The sequence below is a fragment of the Microcystis sp. M31BS1 genome, from assembly GCF_020245285.1.
In the GTDB taxonomy this organism is placed as follows: Bacteria; Cyanobacteriota; Cyanobacteriia; order Cyanobacteriales; family Microcystaceae; genus Microcystis; species Microcystis panniformis.
On sequence record NZ_JADBVE010000084.1, the window covers coordinates 1 to 26704 of the forward strand.

General features: G+C 44.1%; 26 protein-coding genes and 1 pseudogene. 11 read left to right on the top strand and 16 right to left on the bottom strand.

Annotation, left to right across the window (positions count from 1 at the left end; translation table 11 throughout):
* The coding region (locus tag IM509_RS04490) for a transposase (protein ID WP_071784045.1) at positions 1 to 113 on the top strand (113 nt) is incomplete at its 5' end.
* Between the two features lie 621 nt (positions 114 to 734).
* Here the strand turns inward: IM509_RS04490 and IM509_RS04495 are convergent.
* A complete protein-coding gene (locus IM509_RS04495) occupies positions 735 to 941 on the bottom strand; it encodes a zinc ribbon domain-containing protein (protein ID WP_369800419.1) in 207 nt (68 codons plus the stop codon).
* A 108-nt stretch (positions 942 to 1049) separates the two neighbouring features.
* Positions 1050 to 1313: pseudogene (locus IM509_RS04500) on the bottom strand (transposase); the annotation flags it as partial.
* 200 nt (positions 1314 to 1513) lie between these two features.
* Here IM509_RS04500 and IM509_RS04505 point away from each other — a divergent pair.
* Together IM509_RS04505 and IM509_RS04510 are read left to right on the top strand one after the other, a co-directional pair.
* Complete coding sequence (locus tag IM509_RS04505; protein WP_080605442.1) at positions 1514 to 1984, top strand: dinitrogenase iron-molybdenum cofactor N-terminal domain-containing protein; 471 nt, start codon at positions 1514 to 1516, stop codon at positions 1982 to 1984.
* A gap of 207 nt (positions 1985 to 2191) precedes the next feature.
* Entirely contained in the window at positions 2192 to 2488 is a 297-nt protein-coding gene (locus IM509_RS04510) for a NifB/NifX family molybdenum-iron cluster-binding protein (protein ID WP_004161767.1), read from the top strand.
* A gap of 2 nt (positions 2489 to 2490) precedes the next feature.
* Here IM509_RS04510 and IM509_RS04515 read toward each other — a convergent pair whose 3' ends face one another.
* Both IM509_RS04515 and lexA read right to left on the bottom strand, forming a co-directional pair.
* Positions 2491 to 2757, bottom strand: coding sequence for a TIGR02450 family Trp-rich protein (locus tag IM509_RS04515; protein ID WP_002797022.1), 267 nt, complete (start codon positions 2755 to 2757; stop codon positions 2491 to 2493).
* Between the two features lie 129 nt (positions 2758 to 2886).
* Complete coding sequence (gene lexA / locus IM509_RS04520) at positions 2887 to 3501, bottom strand: transcriptional repressor LexA (protein ID WP_052277896.1); 615 nt, start codon at positions 3499 to 3501, stop codon at positions 2887 to 2889.
* Positions 3502 to 4275: 774 nt separating this feature from the next.
* On the opposite strand from lexA, the gene nifJ reads away from it, so the two are divergent.
* From nifJ to IM509_RS04535, 3 genes are all read left to right on the top strand, one after another.
* Positions 4276 to 7830: a pyruvate:ferredoxin (flavodoxin) oxidoreductase gene (gene nifJ / locus IM509_RS04525; protein ID WP_185237709.1), complete on the top strand. Its 3555-nt coding sequence runs from the start codon at positions 4276 to 4278 to the stop codon at positions 7828 to 7830.
* A gap of 2 nt (positions 7831 to 7832) precedes the next feature.
* Positions 7833 to 8858: a dihydroorotate dehydrogenase-like protein gene (locus IM509_RS04530; protein WP_052277898.1), complete on the top strand. Its 1026-nt coding sequence runs from the start codon at positions 7833 to 7835 to the stop codon at positions 8856 to 8858.
* 350 nt (positions 8859 to 9208) lie between these two features.
* Complete coding sequence (locus IM509_RS04535) at positions 9209 to 10417, top strand: ATP-dependent 6-phosphofructokinase (RefSeq protein ID WP_052277899.1); 1209 nt, start codon at positions 9209 to 9211, stop codon at positions 10415 to 10417.
* Between the two features lie 808 nt (positions 10418 to 11225).
* Here IM509_RS04535 and IM509_RS04540 read toward each other — a convergent pair.
* From IM509_RS04540 to queF, 9 genes are all read right to left on the bottom strand, one after another.
* Positions 11226 to 11516 (bottom strand): hypothetical protein, encoded by a 291-nt coding sequence (locus tag IM509_RS04540; RefSeq protein ID WP_185237668.1) that lies wholly within the window; start codon positions 11514 to 11516, stop codon positions 11226 to 11228.
* The gene (locus IM509_RS04545; RefSeq protein ID WP_052277900.1) at positions 11504 to 11731 is read right to left on the bottom strand and encodes a DUF8778 family protein; all 228 of its coding nucleotides are present in this window, start codon (positions 11729 to 11731) and stop codon (positions 11504 to 11506) included. Before IM509_RS04545 ends, IM509_RS04540 begins: the two co-directional genes overlap by 13 nt.
* Before the next feature lie 34 nt (positions 11732 to 11765).
* The gene (locus tag IM509_RS04550) at positions 11766 to 11990 is read right to left on the bottom strand and encodes a DUF2283 domain-containing protein (protein WP_002742721.1); all 225 of its coding nucleotides are present in this window, start codon (positions 11988 to 11990) and stop codon (positions 11766 to 11768) included.
* A 3-nt stretch (positions 11991 to 11993) separates the two neighbouring features.
* Positions 11994 to 12224, bottom strand: coding sequence for a hypothetical protein (locus tag IM509_RS04555; protein WP_002742722.1), 231 nt, complete (start codon positions 12222 to 12224; stop codon positions 11994 to 11996).
* Positions 12225 to 12331: 107 nt separating this feature from the next.
* Positions 12332 to 15961: an nSTAND1 domain-containing NTPase gene (locus tag IM509_RS04560; protein WP_185237669.1), complete on the bottom strand. Its 3630-nt coding sequence runs from the start codon at positions 15959 to 15961 to the stop codon at positions 12332 to 12334.
* A 65-nt stretch (positions 15962 to 16026) separates the two neighbouring features.
* Complete coding sequence (locus IM509_RS04565) at positions 16027 to 16422, bottom strand: hypothetical protein (RefSeq protein WP_002769767.1); 396 nt, start codon at positions 16420 to 16422, stop codon at positions 16027 to 16029.
* Positions 16423 to 16448: 26 nt separating this feature from the next.
* A complete protein-coding gene (locus tag IM509_RS04570; protein WP_185237670.1) occupies positions 16449 to 16871 on the bottom strand; it encodes a Het-E N-terminal domain-containing protein in 423 nt (140 codons plus the stop codon).
* Between the two features lie 37 nt (positions 16872 to 16908).
* Positions 16909 to 17844 carry a substrate-binding domain-containing protein gene (locus IM509_RS04575; RefSeq protein ID WP_260441313.1) on the bottom strand — a complete coding sequence of 312 codons (936 nt, stop codon included), beginning with the start codon at positions 17842 to 17844 and terminating at the stop codon, positions 16909 to 16911.
* A gap of 363 nt (positions 17845 to 18207) precedes the next feature.
* Positions 18208 to 18603 (bottom strand): preQ(1) synthase, encoded by a 396-nt coding sequence (gene queF / locus IM509_RS04580; protein ID WP_002740916.1) that lies wholly within the window; start codon positions 18601 to 18603, stop codon positions 18208 to 18210.
* A gap of 443 nt (positions 18604 to 19046) precedes the next feature.
* Here queF and IM509_RS04585 point away from each other — a divergent pair, with 443 nt between their 5' ends.
* Genes IM509_RS04585 through IM509_RS04600 form a run of 4 tightly spaced genes read left to right on the top strand, consistent with a single transcriptional unit; the run spans position 19047 to position 21931 of the window.
* Positions 19047 to 20228 carry a M20 family metallopeptidase gene (locus IM509_RS04585; RefSeq protein ID WP_185237750.1) on the top strand — a complete coding sequence of 394 codons (1182 nt, stop codon included), beginning with the start codon at positions 19047 to 19049 and terminating at the stop codon, positions 20226 to 20228.
* A gap of 22 nt (positions 20229 to 20250) precedes the next feature.
* Positions 20251 to 20715 (top strand): MEKHLA domain-containing protein, encoded by a 465-nt coding sequence (locus IM509_RS04590; protein WP_185237751.1) that lies wholly within the window; start codon positions 20251 to 20253, stop codon positions 20713 to 20715.
* A gap of 14 nt (positions 20716 to 20729) precedes the next feature.
* Entirely contained in the window at positions 20730 to 21431 is a 702-nt protein-coding gene (gene pyrF / locus IM509_RS04595; protein WP_072927142.1) for an orotidine-5'-phosphate decarboxylase, read from the top strand.
* Positions 21395 to 21931, top strand: coding sequence for a hypothetical protein (locus IM509_RS04600; protein ID WP_072927139.1), 537 nt, complete (start codon positions 21395 to 21397; stop codon positions 21929 to 21931). Before pyrF ends, IM509_RS04600 begins: the two co-directional genes overlap by 37 nt.
* On the opposite strand, the gene prmC is transcribed toward IM509_RS04600, so the two are convergent.
* From prmC to IM509_RS04615, 3 genes are all read right to left on the bottom strand, one after another.
* On the bottom strand, positions 21928 to 22812 hold the full coding sequence (gene prmC / locus IM509_RS04605) for a peptide chain release factor N(5)-glutamine methyltransferase (RefSeq protein ID WP_185237752.1): 885 nt from the start codon (positions 22810 to 22812) through the stop codon (positions 21928 to 21930). The two genes, IM509_RS04600 and prmC, sit on opposite strands and share 4 nt — an antisense overlap.
* Positions 22813 to 22817: 5 nt before the next feature.
* Positions 22818 to 23618, bottom strand: coding sequence for a Tic22 family protein (locus tag IM509_RS04610; protein ID WP_072927137.1), 801 nt, complete (start codon positions 23616 to 23618; stop codon positions 22818 to 22820).
* 388 nt (positions 23619 to 24006) lie between these two features.
* Positions 24007 to 24441, bottom strand: coding sequence for a hypothetical protein (locus tag IM509_RS04615; protein ID WP_045362781.1), 435 nt, complete (start codon positions 24439 to 24441; stop codon positions 24007 to 24009).
* A 659-nt stretch (positions 24442 to 25100) separates the two neighbouring features.
* On the opposite strand from IM509_RS04615, the gene mtnA reads away from it, so the two are divergent.
* Positions 25101 to 26162 carry an S-methyl-5-thioribose-1-phosphate isomerase gene (gene mtnA, locus IM509_RS04620; RefSeq protein WP_072927136.1) on the top strand — a complete coding sequence of 354 codons (1062 nt, stop codon included), beginning with the start codon at positions 25101 to 25103 and terminating at the stop codon, positions 26160 to 26162.
* The last annotated feature ends 542 nt before the right edge of the window (positions 26163 to 26704 follow it).

Consider the following 26704-nt stretch of genomic DNA (forward strand, 5'->3'; position numbering starts at 1 on the left):
TGGTCGAGGGAATCAACAATAAACTTAAACTAATAAAACGGAGAGGCTATGGCTTTAGAAACTTTCGGAATTTTTGGGTTAGAAGTATGTTATCTTGGCATCTTGTATGTTGATTTAGCATAAAGGGTAACGAAGAGCCGAATTTTGATAATGTCTTTGCCAGATAATTGTTTCAGATTAGGCATATTCTGGCTGTCACTCAAATGTAATCTGTAGAGAAGGTTTGCAACTAGATCGAACTCCCTGGGTTCCTCTCTCTCTAAATTCAATAAAATAGCTTCTTGGAGATTATTAAACTACCTCGTCTCAGGTATTTCCCCAGGTAACAATCGAAATTTCCACGCATTCACCTACCTATCCTTGTTGTTCACCAGAACGAATAATTGCGTTAACTTTTGGACTTAATTTTGTCATAATTGCTCATGTTTATTTTTTGCTTATTTAGATTTATGGCAATCGAGCAAGGGACGGGTCATTGATCCATTCTAATTGACTTTTCCCTAAGTAAGTAGTTATCATTGAATTGAAGATAGATTTTGCCTTTGATCCCCCCTTAGTGCTAGGGTCGTTTCATTGTCTCTTATGTCATTCTCTCAAATCTTTATCTGGCAACGTTTTTAGTCGATTTCTCGGAAATACATATCTAAAAATTTTTAAAAACGTCGTGCTTTGCTTACCGCATAAGCGATTAAACGTAGCAAAAAAAAGAATTAGATTCGGAGAATGAATCAGCCCTACCAAGCGTTTAGGTCTAACGACCAGCTTCCAATATGCCCTATCGTAGCTTTTTTGAGTATATTCAATGCCGCCATTTTGTCTCTATCTTCTACATACCCACAGAAACAAACATGGGTTCTAACCGATAGAGATTTTTGGATTAACCGACCACAATTAAAGCACTCTTGACTTGTATAGGCCCGATTAACTGGGGAGCATCTCACCTTTGTAACCCCTAAATCAGGTTTTTATGTCAAGCTATTTTGAAAGCCTTGCTAGAAAACAGTTTTAGGGATAAGTATAATTACTCACTTGCATAAATGAGATGCTCCCTTGCCATTGTTATAGAACCTAAGAATAGCAGTCCAAGTCCGTTCGCAAGCCTGTTGACAAGCTGTAGAGTTAAGGTCTTGAACAAAAGGGTATTCACTCCTTAATTGAGTGACATATTTATATATATCCTTTTGTCCTACACCTTTATTGTCTTCCCAATATCTAAGACATTTATTCCGAACAAACTGTACTGTCTGAATAGCCTCATCAATGGCTTGATATTGAGATGGTTTTCCTTTAAGCTTGTACTCTAAAACAAACATTTTGCGCTATCGAACCAACGATAACCAACTATTCTAGCATACTAAAATTAAATTGACAACTATAGATTAGAGTTATTCTTAGCCGTGCTTCGCTGTTTCTATGTTGGCGGAACTTTTCATCTCCGAGGTAAAACCGAGGGTTCCTTCAAGCCGACATTTAAGGTAAAAACGACGCAATTGAACCTAAGCAAGAGTCAACCATTGTCCCAAAAACCCTATCAAACGAAACCGCCTTAAGAATTGCCCTGGCATCGAAAGCTTTGCCCAGGACTTCGAGCGCCGATCTGTTCGATGCCCTTTACAATTGTCTGGGGGAAGATATCAACGAAACCAACCTTAATCAAATCACTGTCACCAATTTAAAAACCGCCTTCGGTCAAACCTACGAATTAGATGGAGAAGAAGATGGAGAAGATGCCGATGCCAACGATATCGCCCATTTAAAAGAAGCGGTGCGAATTCTCTGGGGTGAAATCGAGGATGACGAGCATCAGCACCCATTGCCTCCTATCGAATTCTACAGTGAAGGGGAAATGCCCCAGTCAATCCGGGTGGCCGTGGCTTCTAATAGCGGTGAAAATCTTGACGGTCATTTTGGTTCCTGTTTGCGCTATCTGGTCTATCAATTAGGGTCTGCTGAAAAAGTTTTTCCTGGGGGTAGGAGTCAGTAGCCGGTCGTCAGGAGTCAGTAGCCGGTCGTTTCAGGCTTTGTTGCCTTGTTTTTTGTACCAAGCGATGTACTACAAGGAGAATAATGCAAGGTTTTTGAGGGTTCCAATCCGATTTTCTAGCACTAACATCGGATTTTAACAGGTCAAAAGCCTTATTTTAAAAGGGTTTTACCATTATTCAGCAAGCTCCAATTATCGGCCACGCAGATGAAGTTAATTGATGTGCGTTCTGCCTTGGCAGCGGCCCTTCAGGAAGATAAAAATGGTTATCGGCTTAGTCTGATCAAAGATTGTCAGGCAATCTTCGTGGTGTCTATCGGCGGACCGGCCGCCGCTAAGATGATTCAAGGTGGTGTTTATCCGGTGAAAAAAGATGCAGGTGGTCAAGCGCGGGAAATTTTGGCGGATTTACAGCGAGTGATTCAAACTTCGCCGCCACCCTGGATGGCCAAAGCTCTCGGCGTGGCTGATGGGCAAAGAGTGAAAAATTACAAGGGTTCTTAATATTAATTAACAATAATCTCGTCGGTGCTGTCGGGTTGGTTTATTTCCGTTAGGGTTTGCCAACCTGATTGCCAGAGATTCGCGTCTTGCAACTGTTTAGCATTAATCCAGAAGCGGACAGTCGGATCGCAGGAAGCGACTAATTCGGCAAAAACCCATTGACCGCGATTTTGACGATTGACCACTTGAAAATGTCGCCAGCCCCATGTTTTTTGTTTTGCCGTCCATTTTGATCCCAAGAGATGGGGATATTTCTGTTTTTTGGGCATAAAAGTTAAGACACCTGAGTTCGGGATAGGCGAAAACCCTTATATTATCCTAGTTTGCCAACCCGATTTTTTTCCGGTAGCCAAGGAGAGGAAAAATGATCGGGGCGCTTAAGTGCGCCCCAGTTTTGGCTAATAACCGCGCCAAACACCAACCAAAACCCCTTGCACCTGTACTTGTTCAGTATTGGCTGTAATTGGTTGATATTTTTGATTGGAGGGTTGGAGAGTGATGATTTCGCCTTCTTGGTAGAAACGTTTTAAAGTAGTGCCGTGGCCTTCGACTCTGGCGGCGACGATTTCCCCATTGGACACCGCTTCATTACCCGTGAGAGAACGCATAATCACCAGATCCCCATCGGCAATATGATCCTCGATCATACTGTCTCCGGAAACGCGCAGAGCATAACAGTCTTGACTGCGTTGCAACAGGTTAGAAAGATCGAGTTTTTCTTCCACATCGGTGAAGGGTTCCACTAAACCACCAGCAGCGATTACACCTAGAACTGGTAAACCTTGCACTGGTTGTTTGAGAATCCGCAGGGTGCGTGCTTTTCCTTCTGTCCAATCAATATAGCCTTTGGTGCGTAAACGTTCTAAACGGCTTTGAATCGGTGCGGGAGAGCGTAAATTCATCGCTCGCATCATTTGCCGGATGGAAGGGGCGTGTTGAGTAGTACGAATATACTCAATCAGCCAGTCGTACAACTCCTGTTGCGCTTGAGTAAGGGATTCGAGGTTAGTCATGATCTATTTTCCTACCCTTGGGTTAAGATAATTTGTACTTTAGTTCATTTGTGTTCAACCTAGTACATCTTAACTTCATCGGCCGACTAAATCAACTGATTATTAGATCTCTGGCAAAAATCAAAAATTGTCGTGCTTGGTTAGGAGACGGTCGACAGCCTTGAATCAGTTATCAGTTATCAGTTATCAGATGCGAGTTACAGCGTTTCTCAGATAGATGAGGTTCGTTCTTGCGGCTACAATACTTGATTAGCAAGGGTTAATCTGTGCTTCACCTTTACGAGAAAGGCCGTATCAGTTCACTGATTACTGATTACTGTTCACTGATAACTGAAAAGTCTCCCTTCTCCCCACTTCATAATTAATAATTCATAATTCCTTCTCCCTGCTAATAGACAGTCTTACTTAGTAATTTAGATAGTCAACAGCTTATCTTCTGACCTAGCACTTTTTTTAAAAAAGTATCATTAATTTTTATCTCAATTCTGAATATTAATTAATCTCAGGGTCGGTTGCGGGCAAACTCAGCAGCGTATTAAGAAAAAATAACGAATTGCTAGAAAGCCGAGAATCTGGATAATGATCGAGGTGGGGACAGAAAAATTGCTCTACTTAAGCCTGTCTGCCGTAAGCGTCCAATAGTAGATAGGGAGTCAAAAGCGACGCTCAAGAAAGTCCTTCGGTTGTCAGGGAAACGAGAGGATATTTAGTGCGAAATTGAGCCGTAAAAAAACTTAAAATCCCGACAAATATCGTAAAAACTAAGGGGAACACATGACCACAAAAACCTATGCAACCATAGATGGTAACGAAGCTGTTGCACGCGTTGCCTATCGTCTCAGTGAAGTGATCGCTATTTATCCTATCACTCCCTCCTCGCCTATGGGTGAATGGTCCGATAGTTGGGCCGCCGAACGCAGAGCTAATCTCTGGGGAACCATTCCTTCCGTAATCGAAATGCAGAGCGAAGGTGGGGCAGCGGGAACCCTGCACGGAGCGCTACAAACAGGCTCTTTAACTACCACTTTCACCTCCTCCCAGGGATTATTATTAATGCTCCCCAACTTCTACAAAATTGCGGGGGAATTAACCTCTTCAGTGGTCCATGTGGCGGCCCGTGCTTTAGCAGCCCAAGGGTTGTCAATTTTTGGGGATCATAGTGATGTTATGTCTGCCAGAAGTACGGGTTGGGCTATGTTAGCGGCTAATTCCGTTCAAGAAGCTCATGATCTGGCAGCAATCGCCACAGCTACCACCCTAGAAACGCGGCTTCCTTTCCTACACTTTTTTGATGGTTTTCGTACCAGTCATGAGGTGCAAAAAGTCGAATTAATTAGCGATGAAATTCTCAAAGAACTGATAGATGAAGACCTAATTATTGCCCATCGTCAAAGAGCTTTAACTCCCGATCGACCGGTGTTACGAGGCACAGCACAAAATCCCGATGTTTATTTCCAGGCAAGGGAAAGCGTCAATCCTTTCTATCATGCTTGTCCCGATATCGCTCAAAAAATTATGGATCGTTTTGCCCAATTAACAGGACGGCAATACCATCTTTATGAATACCACGGTGCGCCCGATGCCGAAAGAGTGATTATTCTAATGGGATCGGGAGGAGAAACCGTCCATGAAACTGTGGATTATCTCAATCAAAATGGGTCTAAAGTTGGGGTTTTAAAAGTTCGTCTTTATCGTCCCTTCGCCGCCGACAAATTACTGGCAGCTTTGCCCACCACAGTGAAAAAAATAGCCGTTTTAGATCGCTGTAAAGAACCCGGCGCCGGGGGCGATCCGCTATATTTAGACGTGGTAAATGCCTTTATGGAAGAGTACGAAGGCAAGCTGCCGAAAATTGTGGGAGGACGCTACGGTTTATCTTCCAAAGAATTTACTCCCGCCATGGTTGCTGGTATATTTGATAACTTAAGTCTCGACAAACCCAAAAATCACTTCACTATTGGTATCGTTGACGATCTCACCTTTTCCAGTCTGGAATATGACCGCAGTTTTTCCACCGAACCAGACAAAGTAGTGCGGGCGGTTTTCTACGGTTTAGGTTCCGATGGTACGGTGGGAGCTAACAAAAATTCAATTAAAATTATCGGTGAAGATACTGATAATTATGCCCAGGGTTATTTCGTCTATGATTCTAAAAAATCTGGCTCTGTCACCGTTTCTCACCTACGCTTTGGACCGGAGCCGATTCGCTCTACCTATTTAATCACCGATGCTAACTTTATCGCCTGTCATCAGTGGGAATTTGTCGAACAATTTGACCTGCTAGAAACCGCTAAACCGAACTCAATTTTCCTCCTCAATAGTCCCTATCCACCGGAGGAGGTATTTAGTCACCTACCCCGCAATCTCCAGCAAACTATCATCGATAAAAATCTGCAAGTTTATACGATTAATGCCACTCAAGTGGCCAAAGAAGCGGGGATGGGCAGCCGGATTAATACCGTGATGCAGGTGTGTTTCTTTGCCCTAGCGGGGGTTTTGTCTCGGGAAGATGCGATCGCACAAATCAAAAAAGCCATCCGCAAGACCTACGGCAAGAAAGGCGAAGAAATCGTGCAGATGAACATCAAGGCTGTGGATTCTGCCCTAGAACACCTCTATCAAGTGCCAATTCCCGCCACTGTCACCCCTGAAGCTTTTGAATTAAGACCCCCAATTCCCGACACTGCACCCGCTTTCGTCCGAGAAGTCCTCGGCAAAATTATCGCCCGTCACGGGGAGGAATTGCCCGTTAGCGCCCTTCCCAACGATGGGACCTATCCCACCGCCACTAGCCAATGGGAAAAACGCAATATTGCCCAAGAAATACCCGTTTGGGATGCAGATGTCTGTGTTCAGTGCGGTAAATGCGTTCTTGTTTGTCCCCACGCCGTTATTCGCTCGAAAGTCTATGATGAGGCCGAATTAGCCACGGCCCCGGAAACCTTTAAAGTCGCTAATGCCAAGGATCACGACTGGAAAGGGCTAAAATTCACCATCCAAGTGGCCGCCGAAGATTGTACCGGTTGCGGTCTCTGCGTTGATGTTTGCCCCGCTAAAAACAAATCGCAACCACGTCTAAGGGCGATTAATATGGCTCCCCAACTGCCGCTGCGGGAACAGGAACGAGTTAACTGGGATTTCTTCCTTAATTTGCCTAATCCAGACCGATTAAGCCTAAATCTCAACAAAATTAACCATCAGCAAATGCAGGAACCTCTCTTTGAGTTTTCCGGTGCTTGTGCTGGTTGTGGTGAGACTCCCTACGTTAAATTAGTCAGTCAGCTATTTGGCGATCGCATGATAGTGGCTAATGCCACCGGTTGTTCATCTATCTACGGAGGTAATTTACCGACAACACCCTGGGCAGTTAATGCCGAAGGTCGCGGGCCGGCCTGGTCGAATTCCCTCTTTGAAGATAATGCCGAATTTGGCTTAGGATTCCGGGTTTCCATCGATAAACAGGCAGAATTTGCCGCCGAACTGTTAGCAACCCTCGCTAGTGAAATCGGAGAAAGTCTAGCGGCAGATATTCTCAATTGTCACCAAGTCGATGAAGCGGAAATTTACGAACAACGGCAACGGGTAGAGGCCTTAAAATCCCGTTTAGGGCAATTAACCCCGACCACGCAGGTGAAAATGTTGTTATCCGTGGCCGATTATCTGGTCAAGAAAAGCGTCTGGATTGTCGGGGGTGACGGTTGGGCCTACGACATCGGTTATGGCGGCTTAGATCACGTTTTAGCTAGTGGTCGCAATGTGAATATTTTGGTCATGGATACGGAAGTTTACTCGAATACGGGCGGCCAGGCCTCGAAAGCTACTCCTCGCGCCGCCGTAGCTAAATTTGCTTCTGGTGGCAAACCAGGACCGAAAAAAGACCTCGGTTTAATGGCCATGACCTACGGTAACGTCTATGTGGCCAGCGTGGCTATGGGGGCAAAAAACGAGCAAACTATCAAAGCTTTCCTAGAAGCGGAAGCTTATAACGGGCCATCGTTAATTATCGCCTATTCTCACTGTATTGCTCACGGGATCAACATGACCACCGCCATGAACCATCAAAAAGAAGTGGTGGAAAGCGGTCGCTGGTTAATGTACCGTTATCATCCCGATTTAGCTAAAGAAGGCAAAAATCCCCTACAATTGGACAGCCGTGCGCCTAAGCTTACCGTAGCGCAAACTCTCTACTCGGAGAATCGCTTTAAGATGTTGGCCACCAGTAAGCCCGAGGAAGCTAAACGTCTGCTCAAAGAAGCACAAGCAGATGTGGATACGCGCTGGCAAATGTATCAGTACTTAGCAGCAAAAGGTACAGGGAGCAAGGAATAGTTATGAATCTACACACTACCTACATGGGTTTACAATTGCGATCGCCGCTAGTCATCGGTGCGGCCGCACCCTTGAGCGAGGATATCGACAATATCAAGAGAATGGAAGACTTTGGGGCCGCTGCCGTGGTTTTACACTCCTTTTTCGAGGAGCAGATTAAACAGGAAAGACTGGCTCTACACCATCATTTTACCCACGGAGCCGAGAGTTTTGCGGAAGCTTTGACTTATTTTCCCGAACCGGAGGTTTTTCACGTTGGTTCCGACGAATATCTCAACCATATTCGCAAAGCCAAAGAAATGGTCGATATTCCCATTATTGCCAGTCTCAACGGTGAGACCTCTGGGGGATGGTTAGAGTATGCCATTCAAATTCAACAAGCGGGCGCTGATGCTTTGGAGTTGAATGTTTATTATGTTCCCAACGACCTGGAATTAACCGGAAATCACGTCGAACAAAACTATATTGATATCCTCAAAATTGTCAAATCGGAGGTATCAATTCCCGTCTCGATGAAGTTAAGTCCCTACTTTAGCAATACGGCCAATATGGCTAAACAATTAGCGGAAGCGGGGGCCGATGGGTTGGTATTATTTAACCGTTTCTATCAGCCGGATATCGACTTAGACACCTTAGATGTTCACCCCAATATTATCCTCAGTAATCCCCAAGCAATGCGTTTACCCCTGCGCTGGATTGCCATGCTTTATGGTCGTGTACCGACGGATTTTGCCGCTACCAGTGGTATTCATAACGCCCTCGACGTGATCAAAATGATGATGGTGGGGGCAAAAGCGACCATGTTAGTTAGTGTTTTATTACGCCACGGTTTGGAGGAAATTACCAAGATCGAACAGGGTTTATTGCATTGGTTGGAGGAAAATGAATACGAATCGATCGAGCAGTTAATTGGCAGTATGAGTCAAATGAATTGCCCAGATCCGAGTGCTTTTGAACGGGTACAGTATATGAAAGCTCTGCAAAGTTACGAACCTGTTTGGAAACGTTTTCAAACCACCAGTAAATAAAAGTGGGAAGCTTTTTTCAGTGATCAGTAAACAGTAATCAGTAATCAGTAATCAGTGAACTGAAAACTTAAGTAGGTAGGCGTTAAAAATTATCAGACACCCCCCTTATCAAGGGGGATCGGCACCCCCCTTATCAAGGGGGGACTAAGGGGGGATCGGCACCCCCCTTATCAAGGGGGGACTAAGGGGGGATCGGCACCCCCCTTATCAAGGGGGGCAGGGGGGATCGAACCTAAAATCGATTTTTAATTTAATTATAACCAGCTACTTAACTGAAAACTGAAAACTTACATCTGATAACTGATAACTGATAACTGATAACTGACAAAAAAATCCTGGAGGATATAACCATGAACGAGAATCAAAACAAAAAAATTGGTATTCTGACCAGTGGTGGCGATTGCCCAGGGTTAAATGCGGTAATTCGTGCCGTGGTGAAAGCATCAAAACTAAAGGGTTGGGATGTGTACGGCATTCCCTACGGGACCGACGGTTTTATGCAGATTGCCGAGGGAAAATATCACCCCCAAGATTTGATCCTGACTCACCATGGCTATAACCTACCCGGAGTCTTGAAAGGATTAGACGTTTTGCAGTTTCTTAGTGGTAGTGTTTTGGGTTCTTTGAGCAAGGGACATCCTGAAAACCCAGAAATTGCTGCGAAAATCCTGCAAGGATACGAAATGCTGGGATTAGATGCCCTGATCGTCGTCGGGGGCGATGGGAGCGTCGATATCATCTACGATCTCGCCCAGAAGGGCAATTGGAATATTATCGCAGTTCCCAAAACCATCGATAATGATGTTCCCTATACGGAATGGTCCGTCGGTTTTACCACTGCCGTGGATATCGTCACCCAAGCTTTGTATGATCTCACCTTTACCGCCGCTAGTCACGAAAGGGTGATGATTGTGCAGGTGATGGGTAGAGATGCCGGTCATTTAGCCCTTCATGCGGGGATTGCTGGGGGTGCCGATGCGATTTTTATTCCCGAATTAACCCCGGCTCTCACTCCCGAAATTATCGACGGTTGTTGTCGTCATTTGGCACAATTACGCGCCCAAGGTCGTAAATTCGCTCTCATTGTCATTTCTGAGGGTGTTAAAAACGAAGATAACCAAAAAGAGAAGTATATTGGCGATTATTTGGAAAAATTAATAGTTGACAAAACTCGCTCTTTGTGCGTTACCGATCCCGTCTTCTGTTATCTCAATTCCATGGATGTGCGGGCCATGTCTTTGGGACACCTGCAAAGAAGTCGTCCTCCTTTGGCCATGGATCGACTGTTAGCCACGGCTTTCGGCATTAAGGCCGTAGAATTAATCGAACAGGGAAAACTCGATCGCGTGGTGATTTGGCGCGGGGGACAAGTGCGTAGTCTGCCCCTGAAACCGGTGATCAAAATTATCAAACAATGTCATCAAGAGCATCGCTGTGCCTATCCCGTGGATCCTGATGGTTTTATCGTGAAAACAGCCCGTTCTTTGGGAATTTACCTAGGGGAAAATACCACAACCGAGACGGCAGTGGTTCCGGAAGCTGTGGAGGTGTTGGTTTAGTTATAATAAAGCGAGAAGGGTTGCTCATACTTTCTCGCTTTATTAATTGGTAAAGATTAGGTATTTTTAAACCCTACAATTACGGTAGATACTGACAGCTACTGTCGAAATAAAGAAACTTTTTAAAAGAGTGTAATTAGGGCTTGCTGAATAAATGTGAAATATAGACGAGGTAAGGGTTTTAGGGGCTTATTTTGCGAAACAGGTGCAAGATTTTGAGAGAATCGTGGTTGAAAACCTTGCATCTTCGGGGCGAAGCATTCGGGCATAACCTATCGCTGAAACCGTAGATTTCCTATCCGAATGCTTCGCCCCTACTTTTTCAGCCAGCCCTAATTAAGTAGCTGGTTATAATTAAATTTAAAATGGATTTTAGGTTCGATCCCCCCTGCCCCCCTTGATAAGGGGGGTGCCGATAGGCGGGGGGATCTGACAACTTTTAACGCCTACCTACTTAATTTTCTGAGCATAAACTTTTATTATCGGCCCGCGTCCTGTAGGGGCGAAGCATTCGGGCATAACCTATCGGTGAAACCGTAGATTTCCTATCCGAATGCTTCGCCCCTACTTTTTCAGCCAGCCCTAATTAATTTTCTAAGCATAAACTTTTATTATCAGCCCGCGTCCTGTAGGGGCGAAGCATTCGGGCAATAACCTATCGGTGAAACCAGAGATTTTCTATCCGAATGCTTCGCCCGTACTTTTTGCCGCAAACCCTACATAAAGACTTCTACTATCAGTGATGAGGTTATAAGATTGAACTATTGGACAAGCTTCAATGAGATGTCTAATCTCTTGAAAATAGTCATTAATCGACAAATTCTATCTCCTCAATTTCTTCTTTGTCTTGCAGTAAAGCTTCTAGCATCCAAGCTTCTCCCATCCATTCATCAAAGTCTAAGGTATGCTGCAATTCATTGTTTTCAAATCGTCTGAGAAATTCTTGTGTCTGCATTTGATACTTATTTTCAAAAAAAGTTATTCTTTCTTGAGTGTGCTTAATTCCTTCTTGAAGTTCTTGCAGTCTTTCGGTTAATGCGTCTTCAATAAATTTTTTTAAGGAGTTTAGATGCTTGGATTTAAGTTTTACTTCAGCCATAATGCTTCCGAGTTGATAATCGCTGCTGTTTGCCATTCGTCAGTCCATCCTAATTCTAGTTCATCTACTGCTAAAAAAGCTTGGGCGAGTTCTTCTGCTTCTTGTTGTTGTCGCCATTGTTGTAAAATTGAGGCGATGAAAATGCTTTTATCTTCTACTTTCTGGTCTAGGTAATTAACCAGTTCATCGGGTAAAGAAATGGAGATTTTAGCCATTGTTATCTCTTTAGCTATTTGATTCTAATATAGACTACTTTGATTGAGCTAAAATAACAGAATTAAGGGGGAAAGATTCAGTTTCTAAACGAGTTAAATCAACAATTTGACTAGCTTGATCAATATCAATTCCAACTAATTTTCCTTCGCTATCAAAATCTAAAACAATATCAGGGGCGATTTCTTGAGAATCGGTGCTTGTTTTTTCTGATAGGCTAATGTATAGAGAATCGGTTTCAGGATAATAACTAAATTTCATTTTTTACTCCTTAAAGTTACGATCTGGGAAGGCGTTATGAATGGTTTCTCCATCATCTAGAGTGACAACTCGCAAGTATTTTCCTAATTCGGGAATGTATAACCAATGACGAATGCGTCCGTTTGGTTCTATTTCTCGTCTAACTGGATTCTGGATAGCCTGTTGACACCATTCTCGCTTAAGATAGGGTCTTTTGACCAAGACTTGTTCTTCAAAGTAGCGGGTAGTTTTCATTCATCATTTTTCTGATCGATTCCTTCTATCATAATTTTAACGAAATTTAGATAAATTTCCCCAGATACTAAATTCTCCCCCCTTTTTAAGGGGGGCAGGGGGGGGGATCAAATCCCATCACACAAACCCCTATCCTCCTCCCTAACACCAGAATTAGGATTGTGCAAATAAACCCGCACCCAATCGCAACTACGCTCCATTAAAGCATCTAAATTCAATAAATTCGAGTCTGTTTCTACCTTCCAGAGTTTGATAGTGTTGTCCCAACTACCGCTCACCAAAGTCTTGCCTTCGGGACTAAAATTAACGCTTCTGACACGGCTATCATGCCCATGGAGGGTACGGATTTCTTGGCGTTTTTCTACATTCCAGAGTTTGATAGTTTTGTCATCACTACCGCTCACCAAAGTCTTGCCCTCGTCAGGACTAAAATTAACGCTTCTGACAGGTCCATCATGCCCCTTGAAGGTGTGGATTTCTTCGCCTGTTTTTACATCCCAGAGTTTGATAGTCTTATCATAACTACCGCTCACCAAAGTATTGCCGTCGGGACTAAAATTAACGCTTCTGACAGGACCATCATGCCCCTCGAAGGTGTGGATTTTTTGGCGTTTTTCTACATCCCAGAGTATGATATTATTGTCATTACTACCGCTCACCAAAGTCTCGCCGTTGGGACTAAAATTAACGCTTCTGACACGATGATTCACCTCGAAGGTGAGGATTTTTTGGCGTTTTTCTACATCCCAGAGTTTGATAGTCCCGTCCCAACTACCGCTCACCAAAGTCTCGCCGTCGGGACTAAAATTAACGCTTCTGACAAGGCCATTATGCCCCTCGAAGGTGTGGAGTTTTTCGCCTGTTTTTACATCCCAGAGTATGATAGTTTTGTCATCACTACCGCTCACCAATGTCTTGCCGTTGGGACTAAAATTAACGCTTCTGACAGGACCATCATGCCCCTCGAAGGTGAGGATTTCTTCGCCTGTTTTTACATCCCAGAGCTTGATAGTCCCGTCATCACTACCGCTCACCAAAGTCTTGCCCTCGTGAGGACTAAACTCAACGCTATTGACAAGGTCATCATGCCCCTTGAGGGTTTGGACTATTTCTACATTCCAGAGTTTGATAGTCCCGTCATCACTACCGCTCACCAAAGTCTTGCCCTCGTCAGGACTAAAATTAACGCTCCAGACAGGGCCTTCATGCCCCTTGAGGGTGAGGATTTCTTGGCCTGTTGACTCATTCCAGAGTTTGATGGTGTTGTCCCAACTACCGCTCACCAAAGTCTTGCCGTCGTGACTAAAATTAACGCTTCTGACACGGCTATTATGCCCCTTGAGGGTGCGGATTTCTTGGGGTTTTTCTACATTCCAGAGTTTGATAGTCTTGTCACCACTACCGCTCACCAAAGTCTTACCGTCGTGACTAAAATTAACGCTATAGACAGGGCCATTATGCCCCTGGAAGGTGTGGAGTTTTTCGCCTGTTTCTACATCCCAGAGTATGATAGTCTTGTCACCACTACCGCTCACCAAAGTCTTACCGTTGCGACTAAAATTAACGCTATAGACAGGGCCACCATGCCCCTTGAAGGTGTGGAGTTTTTCGCCTGTTTCTACATCCCAGAGTATGATAGTCCCGTCATCACTACCGCTTACCAAAGTCTTGCCCTCGTCAGGACTAAAATTAACGCTATAGACAGTGCCACCATGCCCCTGGAAGGTGTGGAGTTTTTGGCGTTTTTCTACATCCCAGAGTATGATAGTTTTGTCATCACTACCGCTCACCAAAGTATTGCCGTCGCGACTAAAATTAACGCTATAGACAGGGCCACCATGCCCCTGGAAGGTGTGGAGTTTTTGGCCTGTTTCTACATCCCAGAGTATGATAGTTTTGTCATCACTACCGCTCACCAAAGTCTTGCCGTCAGGACTAAAATTAACGCTATGGACATATCTACCATGCCCTTCTAAGCGATTGCGTTCACTTTTGCGGTTGAGAAGTTCCTGTAAGGCATTCGTCACCTTCGTGTCGGATGCCTGCTGCTTTTGTAGGATTTTTCCTGCTTTAATCGCTTCAACAAAAGCCTCCAATTCTTTTCCTTTATCAAACAAAGACAAGGAAGAAAACCCGCGAGCATTTGCCAGATTGAGTTCCGCTTGTTGTGTTTGTTTCCAAGCCATTAAACCAAATCCCGTACTAACCACCAGCGCCACCAAAGAACCCGCCGCAATCCTTCGCGCTGTTCTAATTTTTTCATTTTTTTGACGTTCAGCTTGACTAATACTCGCCTTAATAAACTCTATCGCCACAGTATCTAAATTAGGCAGAGAATTATTCTTTTGAAACTCAACAATTTTGGCTAACTTAGAACCTCCCCAAAGCTCACTACTCGCTTTTACTGCATCTTGCTTCTGTAAATCATCCCACTGTTTTGCATCAGCATATAAACGACTTCTCAGAACAATTATCTCCTCTTTTTCTCGAATTAAATCCTGTAACACTTGCCAACACCGCAACAATTCTTCATGTGCCACCTCAACCGTTGCTTTCCCGTCTTCTCCCTTACTCACCAAAAGACGATTATCTATCAATTGATAGAGAACCTCCCTTTGCATTTCCTCCTGTTCAAAACTCGATTTATCCGCCCTTCTGCTAACCGCTTTTTCCCCTTCTAAACTAATTAACTCTAGAAAAATTTCCTCTGCTGCTTTCCGTTGCTGTTCATCAAATTTACTATAAATTTTATCCGCTTGTTTTTCTAGCGCACCCGTTACCCCACCAATCTCTTGATAAGTCTTAATATTTAAAATCCGCTCTTGAATATGATTTTTTTGCCACAATAAATCTAACGTATATTGTAACAGAGGTAAAGAGCCAGCCTGTTCATAAAAATCGGCAATAATTTGATTAATTAATCCCTGTTCAAAAATTACCCCATTTCTCGCCGCCGGTTCAGCAATAGCTAATCTTAACTGACTTTCATCCATATCCGTTAACATCTTGCTATACTGATCATGGATTTTTCCTAAACTGGGATAAGGACTTAATTTATCTAAAAAATCCGCCCTCATCGTCATCACAATTTTAACTAAACTATCATTCTTTTCAATTAAATTAACCAAACTTTTAATGAAAATATCTCTTTCCGTCTTCGGTGTACGAGTAAATAATTCCTCAAATTGGTCAATAAAAATAAACCATAAATCAGAATTATTTTTTAATCCTTCAACCACCTTAATTAAAGTCTCTTCCTTAACAGCTTGTGCTAATTTCGCTTGGGATTGTGTATATCTATTTGCCAAAAGACAACCATAGAAAGACTCAAAGGGATTAACATCAGGAACAAAAGTTAAATTAACCAATTTATTTGCGCCAAAATCATCCTTTAACTTAGGAATTAAACCCGCTTGCACGAGAGAAGATTTACCACTTCCCGACGCACCTAAAAGCAATAAAACATTCTTTTGCTTTAAATAATCAGTTAACTCAATAATCCAATTATCTCGCCCAAAAAACCTATCCTTATCATCTACTTCAAACTTCCTTAAACCCAAATAAGGTGAACCCGTAATTAAAGGTTGAGCCTGAATCTCAACTCCTGACTTTTGGGTAATAATATATTGATTGATTACACCGCCACTAATATCACCCGCAATTCCCTTAAATTCACCATCACCGCTAAGACCTTTAACATCACCTCCTATTTCTAAATAATAACTTTTATCAGTCATTTTTGCTACCCCAAAATTATTCTTTTCAAGTTAACTTTAAATTGCAGTTTTAGAATTAGCAATTTTTAAGGACTTCCTACTAAACCAAACAATTTAGCCAAACCGCCTAAAATCGTTACAATTAAAGCGACTAAAATCCCTCGACTGACAAACTCTTGATTCTCTAAGCGCTTTTCCACGCCATCAATTTTTCCCTCTAAACGCTTCTCAATACCATCAATTTTTTCCTCTAGACGCTTCTCGACACCATCAATTTTTTCCTCCAGACGCTTCTCGACACCATCAATTTTTTCCTCCAGACGCTTCTCGACACCATCAATTTTTCCCTCCAGACGCTTAATTTCACCTTTAACTTCACTAAGTTCAATCTTAATATCAGTAACATCTTTTTGAAGATTGTCTAACTTTTGATTGATTTGAATTAGAAAATCTTTAAGTTCTACCTCAACAGTAATTGACATAAATTTCCCTCCTAAATAATCCTCAACTAATTAATCTTCTGACTAATATTTCCACCACTAATATCTCCTGCAATTCCCTTAAAAGTACCATCTCCCACCATTCCCTTAATATCATCACCAACATTAATATTATACTTACCTGCGGCAAATTCTTCAGGTTTTAATTGCTTAAGTAATTCTTCTGCTGTCTTAATAACCTCTGCATCTCTATCAATTTTTGCTTCAAGTAACTCTTCTTTGAGCAGTGTTTTTACCCCCTCTGAATCTGGTTTTTTCTCATGTTTATCGACGATATCACTATCATCTGTTTTCCCTTTTTCTGCAAATTTCTTCTTAATCAACGCCTTTAACCCATCATAAGCATCCTTAACGGCTGTTCCTGCCGTATCCTTAGCAGCAGCAACCGCACCAGCAGCCAACGCAGCTAGAATTAGAGAAATTGGTTCCATTGCCTGAGACTCCAAATTAGATATTGCTGACTCAATCTTAGATCAAAGCAAAGTATCTGACGCAATTATGGCGCAGGTATTGGGCGCGGATGGCTTGCTGAAAAGCTAATTCATTCAGTTGATTACGCTTCTGGGGACATTGGGAAGACGGGATCGAAGGTTCTTGATAGGGGGCAACTAATTTATTTTCGCTTTTACCAAGGGGTAAAGTTTTAATTCCACACTGGGGAACTACTTCCGGTGCAGAAGCATAGTAAATTCCTCCCGGATTTTGGGAAACTTTTCTGAGAGCGGAAGTTGTACTGTAAATGTACTGAATATTACTCCCAAAATCGGCTTTTTCTAAAACCTGATCGATAAAAAATTCCACGGTTCCCCCATCTTCCTTGCGTCGGGAATAGGGAATAATGGCTAAATTAGGCCCGCCCACTTGCCGCCAATTGCTAATTTTTCCTGTATAAATATCTTTTAACTGGGTAATTGTTAGACCGGAAACTGGTAAATCGGGATGAACTGCGATCGCAATTCCATCAATAGCCACGGGAACCTCTTTTAAAGTCAATCCCCGTTGTTGAGCGCGTTGTATTTCCTCATCTTTGAGCGATCGAGATGCTTGGGAAAAAGCCAATTGATTCTCGATTAACATCCGAATACCGCTGCCGGTGCTGGGGGTTCTCGTAGTGGGATCGGTATAGACGAGGCGAAATTTCGGCCAGACTTGCTGGATAATAAAGTCCACTTCCTTGCGAATCGGGGCCCAAGTGGTACTTCCCCCGTAGTTAAATAATCCTTTCGGGACATTTGTAACTGCACCTAAAGTTTCAGAAATTTGATTATTCGAGGAGGAAGAATTAGATCGATCATTGAGATTGGGAAAGGTTTTGTTGAGCAACCACCAAGCAATTCCTCCTAAAAGTGTCGATGTCACCATAACCGTCAACAGCAGGGGAAGAATTTCATTTTTCTGGGACATAAAATCAGGATCAAGATTCGGACTACTTTAATGATAATCCCAGCTTTTTTTAATATCCCTAACTTTTACAATTCTGTCGGTTTGTGCCAAGGGTTAAGGAGCAACCATAGAGACACGAACAACAGAAAGCAGAGCGCAGAACACCTTCCAACAGCAAAAAACTTGAACAACAAAAACTAGAACAGCAAGGGATGGAGGCAACCCCATCCCCAAACTAGACAATTATGCTATGGGACTTGCGCTTTGATAATGTACCTTTTGGGCGAACGCAGTTCGCCCCTACATTGTGGACAAAATCCGTTACTGTAGGGGCGCAAAGCTTGCGCCCTCCGAGCGATTGGGATATTATTCCCACGCAAGTCCCTATTCTTTTTTATACATCACCTCCACCACGGTATGGACGTTACCTCTGGGATGAAAATCCCCCTTAACTTTCATCTGCAAGGGTTCGCAAGCGGCCACCAAATCATCTAAAATTTGGTTAATTGCTTCTTCGTGGGAAATATAACGATCGCGATAACTATTAATATAAAGTTTAATCGCCTTTAATTCCATCACCTTTTGATCGGGAACGTAGCTAAGATAAATAGTGGCAAAATCGGGATAACCGGAAAAGGGACACTTACAGGTATATTCCGGCAGAGTGATCTGAATATCGTAATTTCTGCCGGGACGTGGATTAGGGAAAGTAATTAATGTTCCTTCGGCAATTTCTCTTTCCCCGTACTTAACTTCAATTTTTTCGGAAGACTGAACCATGTTTTTTTCCTAACTAGACACTGTTTTCTATCATAGCTGGAATATTCTCTCAAGAGGTGTTACCGAATCAAGAGATGAATAGTAAGTAGCTGGTTATAATTAAATTAAAAATGGATTTTAGGTTCGATCCCCCCTAGCCCCCCTTGATAAGGGGGGAAGCCGAAGGCGGGGGGATCCCCCTTGATAAGGGGGGTGCCGATCCCCCCTTAGTCCCCCCTTAATAAGGGGGGTGCCGATCCCCCCTTAGTCCCCCCTTGATAAGGGGGGTGTCTGACAACTTTTAACGCCTACCTACTTAACTCCTGCATCCTCTTGACAAATTAGCTTAGTCCTGGGTTGAAAGAGTGCCGAGAAGACAGTTGAGACTGAAAATCAGCCAGACCCAACTTTTCAGGTAAAAAATGCTCTATGATTAACCCTAAAGATACTGTAAAACTGGTTTCATGCTCTCCGAGATTAAAAACATAGCCGAGAGTCTCGCACCCCGATTAGTGGAGATTCGCCGCCACATTCACGCGAATCCAGAGTTAAGTGGGCAAGAATATCAAACTGCCGCCTATATTGCCGGGGTTTTGTCTTCCTGTGGTCTATCGGTGCAGGAAGCGGTGGGAAAAACGGGAGTTAAGGGAGAATTGGCGGGAAAAGGCAGTGATCGGAGAATTTTAGCCATCCGGGCCGATATGGATGCCCTACCGATCCAAGAAAGAACCGATTTAGACTTTGCTTCCCGTAAACCGGGGATTATGCACGCCTGCGGTCACGATGTTCATGCTACCGTCGGTTTAGGGGTGGCGATGGTGCTTTCCCGTCTCTCGGAACCTTTGGGGGGAAAAATACGCTTTCTCTTTCAACCAGCAGAGGAAATCGCCCAGGGGGCCAGTTGGATGATCCGGGAAGGGGTGATGCGGGATGTCAGTGCCGTTTTCGGGCTGCACGTTTTCCCCTCGATTCCGGCCCGATCGATCGGGGTTCGTTACGGGGCCTTAACTGCGGCTGCCGACGATCTGGAGATTTTTATTCAAGGAGAATCGGGCCACGGGGCCCGGCCCCACGAGGCGATCGATGCTATCTGGATCGCTTCGCAAGTAATCACCACTTTGCAACAGGCAATTAGTCGGACTCAAAACCCTTTGCGTCCGATTGTCCTCACCATCGGCCAGATTAGCGGTGGTCGCGCCCCCAACGTCATCGCCGATCAGGTACGCATGGCGGGAACCGTGCGATCGCTGCACCCAGAAACCCACGCCCATCTCCCGGAATGGATCGAGAGTTTGGTCACGAATGTCTGTAGCACATATAACGCTAAATGTCAAGTAAATTATCGTCGCGGTGTGCCATCGGTGCAAAATGACCAATTTTTAACCCGTTTGGTGGAAGAAGCTGGTTTAGAAGCTTGGGGACAGGATCGGGTTTTAATTCTCTCGGAACCCTCCATGGGGGCCGAGGATTTTTCCCTTTATTTGCAACAGGCCCCGGGGACAATGTTTCGTCTGGGAGTGGGTTCTCCTAACCTCCTCAATCCCCCCCTTCACCATCCGGAATTTTTAGTGGATGAGTCGGCAATTCTGACGGGAGTGATTACTTTAGCCTACGCGGCCTATAAATATTGGCAAAGAGAAGATTAAACCAGTTTTTAACCGTAATTTTATGGAAATTTGGGAAGATTTAGCCATTATAGCTTGGACAGAATTGCTGCTGGATAGTTATGAACAGTTAATCGGGCGATCGCTTTTACCCTGGATCGGTACTGGCAAAGAACAGAGTAAAATGCTCTTTTATGCCCCTTTTGTGCTAGTTTCCCACGGTACACAAACTAATCCGATCTTCAATTATGGTAATCGCTGCGCCCTCGATCTCTGGGGTTTAACTTGGCCAGAATTATTAGCAACTCCTTCGCGAGCGACGGTAGAGGGGGAGGAAATCGCCAAAGAACGCCAAAAAATGCTGGATTTAGTCAAAAAACAGGGCTATATCAACGATTATCACGGGGTAAGGATCACGAAAAACGGTCAACTATTTCGCATTGAAAAAGCGATCGTTTGGAATATCATCGATCGTGATGGCATTTACTGCGGACAGGCTGCCACTTTTGCCGATTGGATTTTTCTCTGATTTATCGCCCCAATATGACCAACTCAGACCGAATTATTGTTCCTCTTGATGTGCCGGATTTAGAATCAGCGATCGCACTGCTTGATCTGCTGCCAGAAGTCAATTTTTGGAAAGTGGGACTAGAATTATTTGTTAGTAGCGGTGCAGAAATTCTAGGGATTCTGCAAGAAAGACAAAAAAAGAGCTTTCTCGATCTAAAATTTCATGATATTCCCAATACGGTCGCTGGGGCCTGTCGTTCCGCCAGTCGCTATCGAGTGGATTTACTTACCCTCCACGCAACAGCCGGACGGCAAGCAATGACGGCAGCTAAGGCGGCAATCTCTGACCTGCTATCGCCGCCAAAACTTCTCGCTATCACCGTTTTAACCAGCCTTAACGCCAGGGAATTAGCCCTCGACCTCAAAATTCCCCTAGAACTATCGGAATATGCCTTAAATCTGGCATTATTGGGCAAAGAATCGGGAATTGATGGGGCGGTTTGTTCTCCCCAAGAAGTGGCGCAATTGCGGTGCGTCTGTGGAGAGGATTTTCTCTTAGTTTGCCCCGGAGTTCGTCCCTCCTGGTCAAGCAAAGGGGATCAAAGTCGGGTGATGACTCCAGGCCAAGCGCTTAAAGCTGGGGCTGATTATCTAGTAATTGGACGACCGATCACCGGTGCCGAGGAGCCAAAGGTAGCATGGACAAAAATTTGTCACGAATTAGCCGATATTTAGGGGTATTACTGGTTATTTTCGGGATTAACTCACCGGCTGTTAGTCGTCCTCTTTCTAGCTGTCCGGAGGATTTAAATCTTTTAGTCGATCGCCTCTTGTCAGATTTACCCGGTTATGCTAATCGAGTTATTACCCGTTCCCAAATCGACCAAAAATTATCTACACCAGTTTTTGTGATTATTGCCGGTCGTCCCGAATTTGCACCCCTACCTTTAAGTGCTAATCAATATTCCGGTCAAATTGCCGATGACACTCAACAGGTTTTTTTTACGACTTTAGAGCGTCAGTACAGCAAAAATCGCTCTGTCACTCTCCAAAATTATCACTGGTTATTTTTAACTAAAACTGGGGAAGGATGGCGATTAGTGACGGTTTACAGTCAATTAGCTGCCCTTGAACCCGCTCAAGTCCCCTTACCTCCCCTAGAAACCAGCCAAGGCACCATCGGCCAAGCGGTGCGTCTCTGGCTGCGGGACTGCGAAGCGGCTGCATTGCGCTAAATTCGCTCGGCCAAAACAAAGCGATCGAAACCTGCTAGGTCGTTAATAATCTGAATTTGTCGATAATTGCCCTGATTTTCCAGCATTTGCGCTACTTTTTCCCCTTGACCGGCTCTCATTTCCACTAGCCAAAGACCTCCCGATCGCAGATAATCGGGAGCAGTGGCCACTAGATAGCGCAATGCGGTCAATCCGTCTTCACCTCCATCGAGGGCCAAACGGGGTTCATGTTCCCGCACTTCAATTTGTAGGTCAAGGATTTCTGCACTGGGAATATAGGGAGGATTGGACACCATACCGCTAATCTGTCCCTTCCACTTCCCTAGGGGTGTCCACCAAGAACCCTGTTTTAAGATAATTCTGTCGGCAAAACCCGTCTTGATGATATTTTCTTTGGCGATCGCTAGAGCCGTTGGACTGTAATCAATAGCATATATTGCCGCTTTTGTCAAGATACTAGCTAAACCAATAGCGAGCGCACCGCTACCGGTTCCCAGATCTACCCAGATTCCCCCGTCGTCTCCTCTGACGGTTTCTCCAACAATATCGATTAATAACTCGGTTTCGGGACGAGGAATTAAGACATCTGGGGAGACTTTCAGGGTAAAATTACGCCAGACCACCGATTCGAGCAAATACTGCAAGGGAACCCTTGCTTGCAGGCGTTTTTGCCAGCGTTTAGTAATTTCCGACCAAGAATAACTCAAAGGGATTTTTTCTCGTTCGCGAAAGGATTGTAAGCGCAGGGAAAGAGTATCTAAATCTGTCACTGCTTGCAGAAAGATATCCACTTCCTTGGCAGATAGTTGCGCTTGCGCTAAATCAGCGATCGCCTGTTGGCGCCATTGACTTAATTCTTGACCGGAAATACTAGCAGACACAAGGCTTAACGATTAGGGGCGGGGGGATTATTGGTATTATTATTAGGGCGTGGCTGATTTGCCGGGGGTTGGTTGGGAGCTTTTTGGTTACTATTTGCCCGAATAAAATCAATCGTTTCTTGACTAGGATAGAGGAGAATTTTAGTTAAAGCTTCATCGTTGCTTTGTTGTAGGGTGGCGATGACATTTTCTAAGGGAATAACATCAATTTTCACCGTGGCTGCTTCGGCGGGATTAGCTTTTTTATATTGTTCTACCATTTGCAAAGCGGCGGCTTTTTCAAAGAAGAAAGGAATAAAATCCTGATTATTGCGATTGATCACCAGAAAATTACTCTCTTTTCCTGCTTTCGGCACAAATAAAGGTACACCACCTTGATACTGTTGACCTCTTTCACTGAGCAGTTTTTTCGCCGATTCTACTTCCGACTCTTTGGGAACAAAATCGATAATTAAACGATTTTGATCGGTTTGACTGGTTTGCATTTTATAGACTTGTGCCAAGGAAACAGCCTGAACTTTAACTTTGCTGGCCACTTCAGGATTCTCTTTTTTCAGTCGTTCAAAAAAGTTTTGTGCGTCCTGCTTACTAATAAAAACCCCCGTGAATTTCTGTTCTTTTTCTCCTACGGCAATTAGGGGAACTCCTTGATCATCGGCAATAGCGAAGACAGGTACAGACTGCAAGGTTTTGACGATTTGTTCTTCCGGTAAAGCGAGTGCTTTAGAATAGCTGCCCAGCAGCGAAGTCAACATTGTCGTTCCTACTAAACCAAGAGTTGCCGTCCAACGAATGAGAGATTTCATCAAAATAATTACCTCGTTATTACTATTAACCAATATTTGCCGTTAATCTGAACTATATCGTCTGCTTAACTCCTCCGATCAGGAGTTTTCTGATGAATAACCAGCCCCAAAAGTTCCCTTTATTGGCTTGCTTCTGAACCATCATAGCTAAAAAGATCCGCACTTGGTCAGATGTGGTGGCAGCAGCAGCCCGGAAACAGGGGCAATTTACGGGCTGATCTGGGGAATAATAGGGATTAATTAGATTTTTTAAGTTAAATTTCCCGAAAAAATCCCTTTAGCTCCGGTTTAAGCTTGCTTTTGCTTTCATAAGCACCAACTTGAGATCAAAAGGCCTCCTCTTGTCTGAATCAGTTAGTCAACCGGCCACCTTTTGATCTTGGCACTACTAATGACTTTCCGAGAGATGGTGCGGATGGGCGATCGCTAACCGCAGCCATTGATAGGAAACTAGATTTAAAATCAGTCCGATGATCAACAAAATTGCCATGAGAGCGATTTGATACCAGGCAATCGGTCTGACCAAAAGATCGGCGATTAGATGGGCTAAATTCAAGACAGAATAGAGAATTGTCAGCCAGAAATGGGTCTTTCTCAAGGAGCGACTTTCGCTAAAATTGACCCCGATAATCGCTAACATTGGCAGCAAAAAAAAGAGCAACATTCCCCAGAAAATCGGATCGAGATTGCTGGTTTGATGACTCTCGACGATCGATTGACCATGGAAGAGCGGCATTAAACCCAGTTGGGTGTGAAATAGGGTTCCCAAGAGGAATGTTGTCCAGAGAGCGGCAATTTTTTCGGGATATTTCGCTGTTTTCACGGTAATTATCCTCGGAATTAGTTAATATAAAAGCTCGGACTAAGTGAGAAAGTATTTTTCAATTTTTCCTAGTCACTTATCTAAGTAGGTAGGCGTTAAAAATTATCAGATGCCCCCCTTATCAAGGGGGGATTAAGGGGGGATCGGCACCCCCCTTATCAAGGGGGGATTAAGGGGGGATCGGCACCCCCCTTATCAAGGGGGGATTAAGGGGGGATCCCCCCTTATCAAGCAGGGGGGATCGAACCTAAAATCCATTTTTAATTTAATTATAACTAGCTACTTATACATTCTAAAAAAAGTTTCTGTATTTAAAATTACTTTTTACAAAAAAACACAAAATAAGACCTCTTATAAAAATCAAAAATTTTTGTTATGGTCAGGAGTCAGGAGATAGGAGATAGGAGATAGGAGTCAGGAGACGGGAGACGGGAGATTATTTTTATTTATTCTCCCCACACCCCACACCCCACACCCTCTTTCAAGTCAGGAGCCAGTAGTCAGGAGAATTAGGAATGAATAATAAATAATCAATTAAATGCCCTATTTAGGGATTTTATGCAGTTTTATGTCTATTTTTGTCATTTTTGAACTCTCAAAAATTAATTAGGCAAGAAGTCTATGTGGTAAATTTGGCCAATTCTCAATCTAAAAATGTTATGACCACAACCACTTGCGAGAGTAACTCGATCTATCCCGTGCGTTGGCAAGATAATAAAGTCTGGCTGATCGATCAAACCCGTTTACCCATGGAGTATGGGGAAGTTGAGATCACCAGCAGTGAAGCCATGGCCCGGGCGATCGAAACGATGATTGTCCGCGGCGCTCCGGCGATCGGGGTGGCGGCTGCCTATGGTATGGTTTTAGGAGCGCAGGAAATTAAAACCGACCAGAAAGAGGAATTTCTGGCTGATTTAACTAGAATAGCCGATCGATTAGCCCAAACCCGGCCGACGGCGGTGAATTTATTCTGGGCGATCGAGCGAATGTTAAAAGTGGCCAGGGAAAGTGGCCCAGAAGTGGCAGTAATTACCAAAAATCTCCTTGAAACTGCCCAAAATATCCAAAAAGAAGACGTGGAAACCTGTCGGGCGATCGGTCACCATGGTTTATTGGCGCTGCCGGAGCAACCGGAAAAACTGACAATTTTAACCCACTGTAATACTGGTTCCCTAGCCACGGCCGGTTATGGTACTGCTTTAGGGGTAATTCGTTCCGCTTGGACAGCAGGGAGATTAATACAAGTGTATGCAGACGAAACCCGGCCGCGGCTGCAAGGGGCAAAATTAACCGCCTGGGAATGTCTGCGGGAGGGAATTCCCGTCACCGTGATCACCGATAGCATGGCGGCCCACTGTATGCAGCAAAAACTGATCGATGCGGTGATCGTTGGGGCCGATCGCATTGCGGCCAATGGGGACACGGCCAACAAAATTGGCACCTATTCCCTGGCAGTGCTGGCAAAAGCTCATCATCTGCCTTTTTATGTGGCCGCGCCGCTATCGACGGTGGATTTTTCCCTTAAGGATGGTACGGGTATCCCGATCGAACAGCGCGATCGTGCCGAAATTTATCAGGTGGGGACGACAACCCTTTGTCCTAGAGATGTTAACTTTTATAACCCCGCCTTCGATGTTACTCCGGCCGCTTTAATCACCGCTATCATTACCGAAAAAGGAGCGGTAACGCCGGCTGAATTAATTTTTTTACAGGACTCCTAGGGGGTGAGCTTTTTCCCTACTGATACCATTTTTATCTGGATTGGGGACTTGCGCTTTGATAATGTACCTTTTGGGCGAACGCAGTTCGCCCCTACATTGTGGACAAAATCCGTTACTGTAGGGGCGCAAAGCTTGCGCCCTCCGATCGATTGGGATATTATTCCCACGCAAGTCCCTTGGCACAGTGGGGAAAAATTCCGCCGCAATCCCATTGGAGGTGACGCCCAAGGAGAAAATGGGTAAGATCACTATTGACAAATAAACCAAAATGGTCTGTAACGATAACATCAAGTAAAATAATGATTAAGATTTACTTTTATCTATAGTTAAATACTATTATTCAGTTAAGTAGGTAGGCGTTAAAAATTATCAGATGCCCCCCTTATCAAGGGGGGATTAAGGGGGGATCCCCCCGCCTATCGGCACCCCCCTTATCAAGGTAGGGTTGATTCATTTAAATTAAGTACAGCTAATTTTGAGTCAATAAATTTGACTGAAGATTCTCAAGTTTATCTTTTTCTAATCAAAATAGTTAGTCACAA

Bases quoted from the DNA above. Each gene is read 5' to 3' on its own strand.
- mtnA (WP_072927136.1), top strand. From the start codon at position 25,101: ATGACCACAACCACTTGCGAGAGTAACTCGATCTATCCCGTGCGTTGG.
- IM509_RS04545 (WP_052277900.1), bottom strand. From the start codon at position 11,731: ATGGCTAAAATCTCCATTTCTTTACCCGATGAACTGGTTAATTACCTA.
- IM509_RS04610 (WP_072927137.1), bottom strand. From the start codon at position 23,618: ATGAAATCTCTCATTCGTTGGACGGCAACTCTTGGTTTAGTAGGAACG.
- IM509_RS04515 (WP_002797022.1), bottom strand. From the start codon at position 2,757: ATGCCCAAAAAACAGAAATATCCCCATCTCTTGGGATCAAAATGGACG.
- IM509_RS04510 (WP_004161767.1), top strand. From the start codon at position 2,192: ATGAAGTTAATTGATGTGCGTTCTGCCTTGGCAGCGGCCCTTCAGGAA.
- lexA (WP_052277896.1), bottom strand. From the start codon at position 3,501: ATGACTAACCTCGAATCCCTTACTCAAGCGCAACAGGAGTTGTACGAC.
- queF (WP_002740916.1), bottom strand. From the start codon at position 18,603: ATGGTTCAGTCTTCCGAAAAAATTGAAGTTAAGTACGGGGAAAGAGAA.
- IM509_RS04555 (WP_002742722.1), bottom strand. From the start codon at position 12,224: ATGAAAACTACCCGCTACTTTGAAGAACAAGTCTTGGTCAAAAGACCC.
- IM509_RS04590 (WP_185237751.1), top strand. From the start codon at position 20,251: ATGGAAATTTGGGAAGATTTAGCCATTATAGCTTGGACAGAATTGCTG.
- IM509_RS04570 (WP_185237670.1), bottom strand. From the start codon at position 16,871: ATGGAACCAATTTCTCTAATTCTAGCTGCGTTGGCTGCTGGTGCGGTT.
- IM509_RS04585 (WP_185237750.1), top strand. From the start codon at position 19,047: ATGCTCTCCGAGATTAAAAACATAGCCGAGAGTCTCGCACCCCGATTA.
- nifJ (WP_185237709.1), top strand. From the start codon at position 4,276: ATGACCACAAAAACCTATGCAACCATAGATGGTAACGAAGCTGTTGCA.
- IM509_RS04600 (WP_072927139.1), top strand. From the start codon at position 21,395: ATGGACAAAAATTTGTCACGAATTAGCCGATATTTAGGGGTATTACTG.
- IM509_RS04575 (WP_260441313.1), bottom strand. From the start codon at position 17,844: ATGTCCCAGAAAAATGAAATTCTTCCCCTGCTGTTGACGGTTATGGTG.
- IM509_RS04535 (WP_052277899.1), top strand. From the start codon at position 9,209: ATGAACGAGAATCAAAACAAAAAAATTGGTATTCTGACCAGTGGTGGC.
- IM509_RS04565 (WP_002769767.1), bottom strand. From the start codon at position 16,422: ATGTCAATTACTGTTGAGGTAGAACTTAAAGATTTTCTAATTCAAATC.
- IM509_RS04550 (WP_002742721.1), bottom strand. From the start codon at position 11,990: ATGAAATTTAGTTATTATCCTGAAACCGATTCTCTATACATTAGCCTA.
- IM509_RS04530 (WP_052277898.1), top strand. From the start codon at position 7,833: ATGAATCTACACACTACCTACATGGGTTTACAATTGCGATCGCCGCTA.
- pyrF (WP_072927142.1), top strand. From the start codon at position 20,730: ATGACCAACTCAGACCGAATTATTGTTCCTCTTGATGTGCCGGATTTA.
- IM509_RS04560 (WP_185237669.1), bottom strand. From the start codon at position 15,961: ATGACTGATAAAAGTTATTATTTAGAAATAGGAGGTGATGTTAAAGGT.
- IM509_RS04540 (WP_185237668.1), bottom strand. From the start codon at position 11,516: ATGGCTGAAGTAAAACTTAAATCCAAGCATCTAAACTCCTTAAAAAAA.